This window comes from Sphingomonas sp. IW22 (assembly GCF_041321155.1).
GTDB lineage: Bacteria > Pseudomonadota > Alphaproteobacteria > Sphingomonadales > Sphingomonadaceae > Sphingomonas.
This window is the reverse complement of sequence record NZ_JBGGWB010000001.1, coordinates 2,239,240-2,252,239: the sequence shown is the minus strand read 5'-3', so window position 1 is coordinate 2,252,239 and position 13,000 is coordinate 2,239,240. Positions and strand designations below refer to the sequence as shown.

The 13,000-nt window shown below is 64.2% G+C and carries 4 protein-coding genes; 2 read left to right on the top strand and 2 right to left on the bottom strand.

Going from position 1 to position 13,000, the window contains the following annotated elements; genetic code table 11:
* Positions 1–46: 46 nt before the first annotated feature.
* Together ACAX61_RS10965 and ACAX61_RS10960 are read right to left on the bottom strand one after the other, a co-directional pair.
* The gene (locus ACAX61_RS10965; protein ID WP_370714784.1) at positions 47–2,035 is read right to left on the bottom strand and encodes a ParB/RepB/Spo0J family partition protein; all 1,989 of its coding nucleotides are present in this window, start codon (positions 2,033–2,035) and stop codon (positions 47–49) included.
* Between the two features lie 229 nt (positions 2,036–2,264).
* Positions 2,265–7,811, bottom strand: coding sequence for a sacsin N-terminal ATP-binding-like domain-containing protein (locus ACAX61_RS10960; RefSeq protein ID WP_370714783.1), 5,547 nt, complete (start codon positions 7,809–7,811; stop codon positions 2,265–2,267).
* Positions 7,812–8,189: 378 nt separating this feature from the next.
* Here ACAX61_RS10960 and ACAX61_RS10955 point away from each other — a divergent pair, with 378 nt between their 5' ends.
* Entirely contained in the window at positions 8,190–9,095 is a 906-nt protein-coding gene (locus tag ACAX61_RS10955) for an aminotransferase (protein WP_370714782.1), read from the top strand.
* 33 nt (positions 9,096–9,128) lie between these two features.
* On the top strand, positions 9,129–12,800 hold the full coding sequence (locus tag ACAX61_RS10950) for a DEAD/DEAH box helicase (RefSeq protein ID WP_370714781.1): 3,672 nt from the start codon (positions 9,129–9,131) through the stop codon (positions 12,798–12,800).
* Positions 12,801–13,000 lie beyond the last annotated feature (200 nt).

Genomic DNA, 13,000 nt, shown 5'->3' with positions numbered 1-13,000 from the left:
GACCGCTTCTCTCGGGTAGCGAGTGGCCTTGCCTGTCAGGAGGAGGTCAGGCGGCCAGCTCGCGGGGGGTATGAATTTCGCCGTCAACACCCGGGTCAACTTCAGTGGCGTCGATCTCGGGGTCTCCAGCCTCCGGCGAAGCGGAGACGAAGCGCATGACCTCGGGCACCCAAGCCGAGGCCTTCTCGCGGACTTCTATCTCGGTGATGTAGGTGCCGGCGAAGACACGCTCGGCGCTCATCGCGAGGTCACCCTTCTTGACCGAGGCAAAGCGCGAGGAGAGCTCGAGACCGCCGACGTCGGTCAACGCGTCGAGGATCACCTGCTTTGACACCCGGTCGAAATAGTTGGCCGCAGTCGGTCGCCACCACTGCGCCATGTCGATACCGATCAGGCTGCCGAGGTGGTCCTGGAACGGCAGCTGACGCTCGCCCGTCATGTTGAGACTCGCTTCCAGTGACCGGCCAACGACATAGCCAAGCCATGCGGCGCGGCTGTCATCGGACAGCGCGCGAAACAGGTCGAAGCGGGAAGTCGCATCGGTGCCCGCACGCCAGCTTTCGTCGAGACTGGACCTGAGCTCAGCAAGCGCGCTGCTGGCCGGAGCATCCTTGGCTTCGAAGCCAATGATTGGCCCTGCCGGAAGAGGCGCACGCAGTGTGGTTGCGGCCCGCGCCCGCCAGTCGTGCGTATCGGCATCAGCCAGCGTGAAGACCATGACGTCGAGCGCAAGCCCGGGATCAGAGGCAACATGCAGGGCCAGGACGTCGCGGCGCTGCATGGCCAGCTCATCGACCAGGCGCTTGGACAAGGTGGTCCGGCGCTTGTCCGAGCTATCGTCCGCCGGAACGACTTCGATTCCGCTGTCGGCTTCGGCAGGTTCAGCCTGTCGCTCGCCGTAGAACACGGGCTGGAGAACCGGCGTGCCATCGCGCGAGAGGACCAGGATCATGCCCGCTTCGGCCTTGAGTTCGGCCGCGATGACTGGCGGACGGGCGCGGATTTCCTGGCATTCGCGTTCGATGGCCTCGATAGCCGCTTCGGCTGCCACCACGGCTTCCTCGGCGCTATCCTCGTCTTCGAGGATCGCCGCATGCTCGTCGTAGGAGGCATCAAGTTTGTCGAGCCTCGCCAGTTCCGCCTCGGTGAGCGGCGCCGGTTCGGCAGGAAGCCTGACCAGCCCTTCGACGAGATCATGGCTGGCATAGGGGTCGAGCGTGGGCCTGACCCAGGCGAGCCCCTGCTCGGCGGCGAGGGTCTTCGCCTGATCTTCCATCTTCGCCGCCGCGAGGCTCTCGAGCAACGCGACATCCACCCAGGACTCGCTGTCATCGTCATCGAACAGTTCGCGTTCGATCCGGCCGCCGGCGGCGATGTAGGCGTCGCGACCAACGAGCCGGGCGCGCGGATCGCTGCCCCGTACGGTCCCGGACAGGACCATCCGCCGGATGCTGTCGGGATTGGGCGCATAGTAGGCAGAGGAAACCTGCTCAAATACGCGGACCTGGATTTCCTGGTCCGAGGTCGCGCCAAAGGCTTTGGCGATGTCGAGAGTTATTTGGCCAGAGGCCAGAGCCTCGAAGACGACTGGCGCAAGCGTCGCGAGACGCAGGCGCCCCTCGACGAAGCGGACGGTCAGACCGAAGCGGCGCGCAACATCCTCGACAGTTGCGCCGCCTGTCACAAGCGCGGCAAAGGCCTGGGCTTCATCGGCAGGGTTCATGGCCAGACGGTGGAAGTTCTCCGCGAGGCTGGTCTCGACCGCGGCTTCGGCACTGTCTTCGAGCACGAGGCACGTGACTTCGTGATCGCGGGCGAGGATCTTGTCGTCCGCGAGCGCGAGCATCGCGCGGCGGCGGCGTTCGCCGGCTTCGACCTCGAACTTGCCCTTCGCAGCGGGCCGGACAATGAGATTCTGCAGCAGACCATGTGCAGCGATGCTGGCTTTAAGTTCGGCATCCGCAGCCGGATCACTGTGTCGGCGGACATTGCGAGGTGACTGAACGAGCTTGTTCAGCGGGATCGACTTGATCATGGGACACACTCCTGATTGTGAGCCCGGTGCATCGACCTTCGACGCCCAAATGGCTCAATCAGGGCAAAGCCCACTCTCCTCTGGGGCGTTCGCAGAAAATTTCTCGACAGCAACGGGTTATAACGAATGGCCATGGTTGGGACGAGGCTGCGGTCCACGGACTCGATTGCCAAGGTCACGCCTTCGCAAAAGCGGACGTTTGACTATACTCAGGATCCCGGCCTTGGTCCTATTTCGGTTTGAACCCGAAGCGCACGCCTTCGCCGAGGAGGCGGAGGATACCATCCGCCTCCTCGCTCATGGGGTTGGGCAAGACGTCGATCCGCGTTGCGCTCGAAGTTGCCGGGTTGGCGACGTAGATCACTACATAACGCTGACCCGACCGGGGCCGGGCAGCCTCCCGCGCGGCACGAACCTCTGACTCTCCCATCTCGAACTGGCACCGATCACCCTGGCTGGATTTGACCTCGATAAGCCAGGTTCGCCGATCATGCTTCAACTCAAAATCGTAGCCGAGGTCGTCGGACCAAGCTTTGCCCTTCTGCAAGGCACCGAATCGTGAAACCCATGCCTTGTCGATGTCCTGGTTCCGGAAGCGATCCTTGAGCCAGTGATACACAACGAGCTCTCCCAGCCGCCCGATCATGTCCTTCTTGGCTTGCGGGGTCCGATCCGGCCCAGGCGGAACATCGCGCGGATTACGACTCGTTGGCGGCTTGTTTGTCCGTTTCTCGAGCACGGCTAGTTCGGTGGGCGTGGTCAGCCTCGCCGATTTGACCTGCTTGGAAAGACGGGCGGCGATCTCGGCCGAGATTTCGGTCCAGTCAGCATGCTCGGGATCGACATCGCGATCATTGACGCGAACAGAGCGCGCCTTGGCTGCCCGTTCCTCCGCCTCGCGTTGCGCTTCCTTCGCAGCCGCATCGATTGCATCGGCTCCGATACCTAGCATGTCGAGATCGAGCGTTGGCTCCATACCGTCAGGCCAGAAGGCGAGCTTGACGCACCAGGAAATAAGCGCTGTCTCATCCATCGGCTTGAAGTCGACTGCACCAGCCGCATCGAGCTTGGCACGGATATGCTGTTCGGCCGCCTTGGCCTCGCGCCAATAGTCGGGAATGCTCGAAACCGGCCCCTTCCACCAAGCCCGCACGATGGGCGTCGCCGCGGCCGCGAAGCGGTTAATCGCCGCTAGGTTGGCCAACCTGACGTCAGCAAGATCAGGCAGGCCATGTGGGTTCGAGCCGATCGCGGGTGCCCCCGCGTCTTCCAGCCACCGTGCGAGATACTCCTCTAGCACGGCCTCTGGCACGAAATGATAGAGCGGCAGCCACGCTTGATCCGTCTTCATCGATCGCAGGGCGTCACGGCGCTGCGCGTAATCGGGAGCAGGCGCGAATTTGTCGAGCGTTGACGCGACCGCGTTGCGGAGAGCCTCCAGGATGGACGTCTCATGGTCCACGATATGATTGAGGAGCTGCGAAGCGTGGACCGCGGGGTAGGCCAGCGGCTCGCTTCCTGTAGCCGCCAAGCTCTCGTTGAAGCGCGCAAAATCGAGGTCGAGAAGCTCACCGAACTGTGCAGTTGATTGAGCTCGCCGACATGCCTTGAGCAGCCCGTCGGCATCCGTCGCCGCGGCCGTGATAAGCGGCATCAGTTCAGCGAGTAGGCGAGCGGGGTCTGCTCCATGCTCGGCCTCAAGTCGATCACAGTCCTTCAGAGCTTCTGACCCCAATCCGTAGTGGATGGCGGCGCGGATCCACGGCATCCGAAGATCGACGCGCTCGCCGATAAGATGCTGGACCGAAGCCACGAAGCCGTCTTCGAGCTGGAGGGTGCGGCCGAGTCGGGAAATCACATCCTCATCGAGACCGAGTTCGCCGATGTCCTCGCAGGCAGCGGCGAGCTCGTAGGCGAGTAGACGCATGCCATTGGCGACTGGGGAAAGGTCGATCGCGTCGCAGATCGCCGGGAGACAGAGTTGGAGGCCATTCCAGGTAAGAGGATCACCGACCCGGGTAACAACGAGAGTCGGCCGGTCCGAGCGTCGGAAGACATAGGCGGGGCGATCACCAGGGGCCATTATCCGCTGTTCGTTGATTTCGAAGGCGACATCTTCCGCCGCCACGAGGGCGATATCACTAAGCCGTTCGAGAACGGTGCCACGATCTGCAGGAAGCTGACCGGCGTCAGTGCCGCGCAACCCCTCCATCGCAACCGCGAGCATCACGCGGAGCCAGGGGCATTTGTCGAGCGCCGTTTCGCTGGTTTCAATGTCGTCGAGCGCAACGTCGTCTATTTTTACGTCGTAGCGCATCGTGGATAGGCGGCTCACCTTCTTGCCGAACAAGGCTTCTGCTGCGGCGCCCACCCGCGCGCGATCAGCGCCCTTGATGTCGAGAAGGAGGCCATCGATCGACGCGACAAGGCTCGGCGCAAGATCGTCGTCGCTGTCGCGGACGTAGAGTGGCGCGGTCTCCTTGACCGGGATCGTAACCGCGAGATCGGCGCGCCGACGGACAAGGATCGGCATGTCGTTAGCCGCCTTGCCGGTCGCTTGCGGATCCGCTGCGTGCTTGTCTGCGATAACCTTCCAGGTCGCGTTGTAGAGGTTGGCGAGCTGCTGCTCATAGTGTGGGCGAACCGTTCCGGCGGCATATTGGGACGCAAGGAAACGTGCTTGTTCGAGGGCGATCGCGGGATCGTTCAGAAGGCGTAGTCTTCCATAGATTCGCAGTTTCTTGAGCGCGTCCGGCTGCCGGCGATCGATGATCCTGCCGATCGTGACCGCCACTTGCCGAAGATAGAAGGGAAAGCGCTCGTTGCTCGAGACCCAGACGTCCGACGGGCTATAGAAGCGTCGAACCGGCCCGTCGGATGATGGATCGTCCGCGGGCAGCCAAGCGCCGCTACGAATAAAGGCACCCGCAGGCGTCGACCACGGGTATTGGTCGCTCGAAAAGTGCTCGTGACGAAGGTCGACGCGGAGCAACTCCTTTCCGGCGCCTGCCAGCCACTCGATCACCAGACCGGCGTAGATTTCGCGGCAATCGTCGGAAAACCGTTCGTGGTCGCTTTGGCCGGGCAGGTGCCACAGCGTGTTCGCAAATTTGTAGTTGGTGGAATATGTGTGGCGGAGGCTCTCCTTGTTAAATGTGCTGACGTCCCGCTTCCAGTCGGCAATGGCGGCATCACTAAGACCGAGCTTCTTGGCGAAGCCGAAGCTCGTTACCTCGTAGGATCTTGTCGGGGGCATGGTGGGCAAGGGAAGCGCGCGCAAGCCAGTTCCAACACCCAGTCCGCGCAGAAACTCCGCCCACAGCGTCGCCTGGCCCTTGAAGGCGCGATGGCTGGTCGGCGCGAGAAGGCGCTTTCGATAGTCGGAAAAGTCGGCAACGTCGGGCGGCGCGGCGCTGAAGAGCGCATTCAGCCGCCGGCCGAGAAGTTCATCAGGCCAGGTCTCCGAGAAGACGGCCTCAGTCGCGTGGATCATCCCATCCGCTGTGGGCACGAGCAAGCGATATGAGGTATCGACCTTAATCGACCTCGTGGCCTGAGCGCGACGCCAGATTGCAAATGCCCAGCGGAGACCCGCCAGAGCTTCCTCGACCGAGGCGCCCGCGTTGACCACCTGGGAGATACGGGTGAGGACCGTTTCACCATCATAGGCAGAGACTTGACCGCGCTCTAGGAACTCACGAGCCGGGCGCAGCTCACCGTGCCAGGGGAGCGTGTTCGCGGCAAAGGCGAAGTGGGCGGCTAACGGCGCCGGCACACGGAGTTGCTCAAGCGGGATATCCGCGTTCTCACCCGATGGCCGCGTCGCGGGTGGGAAGAAAAGGGAGGGTTCGATCCGCTCACCCTTGCGCCGGCGCCGCCGGACACGCGGAAGTTCGCCATCGGTAGGGACGTCGCTGCGGCCGGCACGAACCGTCCCGTCATCGCAGAGAATTACGGGGAAGCCGACGAGCATCTCCGGCCCCTCTTTCATGAAGGAAGGCAGATCTCGATAGAAAGCGGTCCACTGGCTCGTCGCCGGACGCTTTCCAGCGCGCAGAGTACCGGCGATCTTCGCCGCAATTCGCGCGCACTCGATGGGTGCCAGACCGTCACGAAACAGGGCGGGAGCATACTGACGAAGAAAAGGTGTCAGCCGGCCGATGCGCTCGGACGTGAGTTCAGGAAGAAGCGGCGCGATCGGCGGGGAAATAGTCGCACCGTGCTTCGCGACCGCCAAAAGATCAAAGGTGGCGGAAACCTCGAAGGTGGCGCGCACCTCCATGGGGCAGCGCCAACCGATCGAGAGCAAGCCACCTAGCGTTACAGCGCATGGGATAACCGGTACAGAGGCGAAGTCTTGCTCGCCGAGGCGCGCGACCTCCGCAGCCGAGAGGGCCGGCAAATCTAGTCGCTCGCCGGGGCTCTTCGCCGCGGTGAGGCTCGACGGGTTGGTCCATACGAGGAGATCGACAGACGCCTTCGCCCGAGAGATCGCCGTGAGAGCCGCATGACTGCGGCCGGTATCGCGGTCCGCGAGCCAACGCACGCTTGCAGCGGCGAGTGTGACCGCTTGGGTGAGGAGCAGGCGATTTAGCGCCACACTAGCATCGAGGGCTTTTCGGTTCGAAGACGGGAAGAAGCTGCCGTGGAGGTGGCCTTGAAAGGGCGCTGTGGCGCCCTCCCCCATTGGCAAGAACGTATAGAGGCGGGGCGACGAAATTTCATGATCGAGGGGCACCGCCAGGCCGACTTCACCGACCCCTGACCAGTCCTTCCAACTGCTATGGAGCTGCTTGGCCTTGACGCCATCGTCGACGGCCCGCTGCATGAGAGCCTCGGGCGCATGATCGCGGACAAGCAACCAGTGCGCACCGCTTAGCGAGACGATTGAGGCGGCAACCGGCGCGGACGTGATCGACTCTTCATGCCGCTCAAGAGTGAACGCCAAGGAGGTCTCACCAGCGCGGGTCTGTACTTTGGCGTCGAGCTTCTCGAGACGATCGAGAAAGAGGAGCAAGGGAGCGCCATCGTCATCTAGCGCCGCCACCTCGTCCCTCGCCGTCTGAAGCGAGTCTAAATCTCGAAGCGGAAGCCGAATGACGGACGAGAAGCCGCGTGCTGCATACTCGACGATGGTCTCAGGCTGCGTACCGAGGGCAATCGGCAGAAAGAACATCGGCAGATCGGACTGCGCCAGGCCGAGGACGGTCGGGTTGTCAATCCGCGAGGGCAGATCTTCAGACCGGGCGAAAGTGAAGCAATATCCCTCGAACCTGCCTGCGCCGATCGCGTTCGACGCCTGCGAGTATACTTCGGGCGCGTCACAGACGTGGCTCACACTGCGGAAGCCGAGCCCTTTGTTGCCGATCGACTCACCGGGCGGCTTGGTCGACATTCCGATGCGCGAAAGCGCCACGACATTATCGTGGGTGAATGGTTTTCCGAGATTTGCGACATAGAGGGTTCCGAAATCACCCTCGTCCTCGACCAGGAGCACTTCGATCTGACCATCATGCGCGCCGCGCACATGGACGTCGTTGGCGTTCTGGACGAGCTCAATCAGGAACCGCCCATGATAATCGGCGGCTGTGTGTTCGGCGACGCTCTTGTTTTGGGCATAAACGTCGTCGAGATAGATGCCGGTGGTTACGTCGATTGTCCCGGCAAACGCGCGTAACTTCCCCTCTGCGATACGATGGATCTGATCGGCGGGCGTTAAAGCCTCGCTTTGCTCCTCCGATGCGACGGGATCTGTAAGATCAACAACGCTGGCCAAGCCGCCTCCAAGTCATATCGCCCGTTCATCAGCTAACCTAACCCTGTTCTCGAGGATAGTGCCGTCGGCATTTTAACGCGTTTTGGGACTTTCGCGCCGTTCCCGGTGGCCTCCGCCAACGGCGCCTGCCGCCGGAACTGGACGTTCCCCGCGCGATCGCACTGGCGGCTATCTATGAGCGAGCCTGGCCGGTTGCTGTCAGACCTTTTCTAGTCGCGATGATCGGAGAAGCGGCCAGTCAATTGATTAGAAACGAGCGTGTGCCGGTGCCACAGTCGGCAGCACAAGGCCGCGTATAAAAGGCGGAATTCTTGCTCAAAAACGATAATGGTTCGGATCTTAGTTGTCACAGTCGAGGGTGCCGGGCATCCTCACCCTGTGTTACATACTGAGAATCCGCCGCTCGCCGCACTCAAGTCCTTCTTCACCGACGCGACCGGGGGCTCAGGCACCTACGGCCACCTGCTGCTGGAACAATCAACAGCTCCGTTTCAGGACGCCATAGTTGACGCACTTCGCCTCTATTTCGAATCAGCTCACGCCGATGCGCGCGAACACTTCCACAAGGCTGTGCGGATCTCGCTCCATCCTGAGGCGGGCGAGATGGGTGCCGACGCCACCTATCCGAACTGCTTGCCGCCCAAAACCATCCGCGGTCTGTTCGGCGAGGTAATGGCGGGCATGATCGCCGAGGCCTACCCAATGGTGGGCACCAAGTCATGGCGGATCCCGATCTTCCTTTTCCGCGGCCATGGCGCGGTCGAGGATTACATCTTCGACCTCGCGCGCGATCCCACGAAGAAGCGGGAGGTGCACGGGCGGCCCGGCAACGACTTCATCGGGCTCGAGATGGCCGCCGACGGTACCGTGACCGCCTTCATCGCCGGCGAGGCGAAATGGCGCGCCGATCTCACGGCTTCGACGATGGACACGATCATGAAGGGCGATGGCACCGGAAAGGGCCCAGCGCGGGTCTACAAGGACAACGGCGTCTGGAACGACATCAACACCGCGCTCCCTGTGCCGAAGGGTCTCCAACAGATGTGCGACCTGCTCGCGATCAAGGATCGCGACGCCTTCGCCCGGACCATCCTCTCGCTGGACGAAGCGCTGCTCGGGAAGTCGAGCCCGCCCCGCACCGACCTCGTCCTAGTCGCGGGCACCGATCGCCGACGCGCCCGAAGGGGGCGACGCTACTGCCGACGGCGGCTGCGCCCGCCGACTACAAGGCGACACGTCCGCTGCAAATCGTGGAGATCGTCCTCGAAGGCGGCGAAGACCTAATCAAGCGGATATACACCAGCCTGTGGGTGAAGCATGGCGGAACTTGAGGCGGAACGCCGCGCACTGGCCGAGGCCTTCGTCGCGGTCCATGCTACGGAGAACGCGCTGACCGCGCAGCAGGCGCGCCTCTTCGTGCGGTCGATCCAGAGCAGCTGGCGCGTCACGTCCCTCGACTGGTCAGCCAGGCAATCGGTCGAGCTTTTCACCGATGCGCGCAGGCTGCTGCACGCAGCGACGATCTTCGAGGAGGGTGACGGCCCGGACGGCCCGGCGGCGGCGTCCTGTTACCGCCGCGCGGGCGAGATCCTGGAATGGCTGGCCCGCGCGGGGGACGACGTCACACATGACGTTCCTGCCGAGGTGCTCGCCGCCGGCGCATATCAGCTCGCGGGTCTGCCGGCGATGGCCGGAGGGATCCTGAAGCGGGTGAAGCTCGATGGCGTTGGCGCCATCCTAGGCGCGTTCCTCGGTTGCGACTTCGACTCCGTGATGGAGCTCACCGCCGCGTTCTGGGCCACGCATGGGGATCTGACGGGGCCGGACGGATCACAAGGGCTTCTCGCCGAGGGCGATGACGACCCGTCACCGATTGCGCCATCCGCCGCGTCGGGTGCCGACGAAGAGCACGAAGTGCCGCCGGAGAGCCGGACGAGCCGGGTGGCCTGGTATGTCGCCGTCGAGACGGTTCGGTCCATCGGCCTCCTCACAGATGGGCTGCGGCGCGGCGAGCTGATCAGGACCGAGACGGCGTTGCAGAAGCTGGCGGCATTGGCGGATGTCGCGACGCGCATCGTCGGCGACGAGGCTTGGATCATGCTCAAGCTTGTCAGCGCTTCCGCCGCCCGTTTCGCGCGGGATAGCCTGCACCGTCGCGCTGCGCCACTTGCGGCGCCCGGCCTGGATGCGGCTGCGAAGCTGCACAGGTTTGCCCGCGAGCAGTTCGCCCGTGGTCGTGGCGTGCTGTGGCCTTCGCAGGTCAGCGGCCTTGCCCGTCTCGCGGTCAGCAGGTCGTTCGCGCTTTGCACGCCGACGGGATCGGGCAAGACGCTGGTCGCCAATCTCGCGCTGGTGAAGGAACTCCTTCTGGCCGCACCGGCGGACGGTAAGCCATCACCGCTCGCGCTCTACATCGTCCCGTCACGCGCTTTAGCCGGCGAGGTCGAAGCGAAGCTGAGCGCTGAGTTCCGCGGCGAGATCACCGTCACCGGCCTCTATGGCGGCACAGACTGGGGCATCACCGATTATTGGCTGACTGCCGACACCCCGACCGTGCTGATCGCCACGGTGGAGAAGGCCGAGGCTCTTATCCGCTATGTCGGGCACCTTCTCGTCCGGCGCCTCGAACTGCTGATCATCGACGAGGCGCACCAGGTGGTCGTCGACGGCACCCCGCGGACCATGCGCGATCTCGCCGCACACTCCGATCGGGCGATGCGGCTGGAAGGTCTGGTCACCCGCCTTCTTGCGCTCAAGCCAGACATCGGCCGCGTGGCGCTGACCGCCGTCGCGGGCGGAGCGGCACCGCCGGTCGCACGGTGGATCGAGGGGAGCGCTGCGGCCGAGCCCGTGGGGCTCGGCTACCGCAGCAGCCGTCAGCTGGTCGGCGTGCTCGAATCGCGTCCGGGCCAGTCGGCGCGTATCACGCTTGAGCTGAACAACGGCCAGCCGCTTTACGTGCGCGGCCGCGAGGACCCTGTCTTCCTCAACCTCGGCCTTCCCCCGATGCCCGAACCGCTGTCGGCCATACGCAAAAGTCTCCCGCACTACGTGCAGAACCATGCACTGTGGACAGCCATGAACCTAGTCCCCGGTGGTCGTCGCATCCTCATCTCGGTCACGCAGGCGCCCGACCGCGTGATGAAGCGCTATGCCGAGGCGTTCACGCTCAAGGGATGGGACGCCCTGCCGCCATTCGAGCCGCCGGCAGATGGCGCGCAGCTTTTCGCCGACGCGCGCGCAACCTGCGTCGACTATTGCGGACCGGCCTCGTCCGAGGTCGCTCTGCTCGACCGTGGCATCGCGACCAGCCATGGCCAAATGCCGCAGCGTCTGCGGCGCTTGATGGTCGAGTTGATCGAGAGGCGCGTCTGCCCGGTGACAGTGGCGACAGCTACGCTGACCGAGGGGGTGAACCTCCCGTTCGACCTCATCATCCTGCCGAGCCTGGAGCGGACCGTGGACATACGGCCGACAGGCCAGCCGGTTACCGACATCCTGCCCACGGCGGAATTCCGCAATCTCGCGGGTCGCGCGGGCCGGCCGGGCGCGGCGGAGTCGATGGAAGGCATCACGCTCGTCTGCCTGCCGATGGCCAACTCGTCGACGGCACAGGCCGAGCAGGCTACGCAGCGCAATCAGCGCGACGGGTTTGTTCGCAACCTGAACCGGCTCCTCGACGCGATCGCTGCCGAATCCCGCGCCGACGCCACCGTCAGCACGCCGCTCCAGACGCTGCTACGCTCGATCTGGCAGAAGGCGCACGATGTGCTGGGTCTGCGCACGGTCGCCGACCTGCACGCGTTCCTCGAAGCATCCCTGCCCGAATCGGTTGGTGGCAACCTCGGCGTCGGATCGACGCAGACCCTGGATATGCTCGGCGACAGTCTCGACGAACTCGACGGCTTCATTCTTTCGGCGATCGAGGAGATGGAACGCCTCTCTGGAACACCCACGGACGTCGAAGCGGCGATACGCGACATCTGGAACCGGTCCTTTACCCGATACGCCGGCGTCGCGGAAGTATGGCTGGAGGCAGCCTTCGTGAAGCGCGGCGGAGCGGTCGCCGCACGGCTATATCCCGATCCTATCCAGCGCCGCGCGCTCTACCAGATCGGCTTCACGCCCTACGTCGGGCGGCAGTTCCAGCAGGTGTCGCCCGCCATCTTGGAGGCGCTTCGTGGTGCCGCCGACTATGGCACATGGGGCACCGCTGAGCGGTTCGCGCTCGTCGCGCGGCTGGGCGAACTCGTACGGGGCGGCAGGGGCTTCGGCTTCACGGCGCGTGGAGCGACCGAGCAGGCGCTGATCGACCGGTGGCTGGATGTTGCTGGATGGTGGGTGCAGCGTGACGGTGCGTCGCCGCCGACGGCCGGCGAGCTCCGCCGCTGGCAGGGCTTCGTGGCCAACAACCTGGAGTTCCGGCTTGGCGTCTCTGTCGGCGCGGCGGTCGCGGAGGCATGGAACGCCAACGCCGGCGAGGCCGAAGTCCCCAACATCGCGGCATGGCGCGAGACCACGAAGCTGCCCTGGATCGGTTTCTGGTTCCGCGAGCTGCTGCGCTGGGGCACGCTCGATCCGTTCGTCGCGTTCGCCATGGCGCAAGGGTTGGCCGGGACGCGCGAGGCCGCGACCGTGCTGCGTGCTGAATACGAGACCTGGCTCGCGAGCCGCACGTTGGTCCCCACTGCCGAGGAGCGGATAGATCCGCAGCTCTTCCTCGCCTGGATGGAGGCGCGGCCTCGGGGGATCGTCCCGCCGGCGGTGCCGACGACGGCGGCCGCCGGTTTGACGAGGGTCACCGGTTCGCGCGCCTCGTATGCCGTTCGACCGATCGTTCGCGACGGCACCGTGACGTGGATAGATCCCGCCGGCTTCGAGGTTGGGAAAGGCGAGACGATTCCGGGTGCTGGCGCGGCGCGGCCATCCGGGCACGATTATGTCATCGTGAACGACCAGTTCGGCGTGCGGGTCACGCGGACCTTCTGAGCCCCCCTCCGCAGTGGTTCACTCGAACCGCTTTTCCAAGTCGATCGCGCTCGATTCCAACGCTGCCAAGAGCGCTGTCATTATCGCTTCGTAGTCGCGCGGATCGCCGACCCCAAGCTTCGCGGCGGCGCGCCAGGGAAGTGCGAACGGCGGCGCCTCTGGCCCTCGCAAAGGTTTTCTTCCATCGCCATGACCAGTGA

Coding starts and splice junctions, on each gene's coding strand:
- ACAX61_RS10950 (WP_370714781.1), top strand. CDS start 9,129: ATGGCGGAACTTGAGGCGGAACGCCGCGCACTGGCCGAGGCCTTCGTC.
- ACAX61_RS10965 (WP_370714784.1), bottom strand. CDS start 2,035: ATGATCAAGTCGATCCCGCTGAACAAGCTCGTTCAGTCACCTCGCAAT.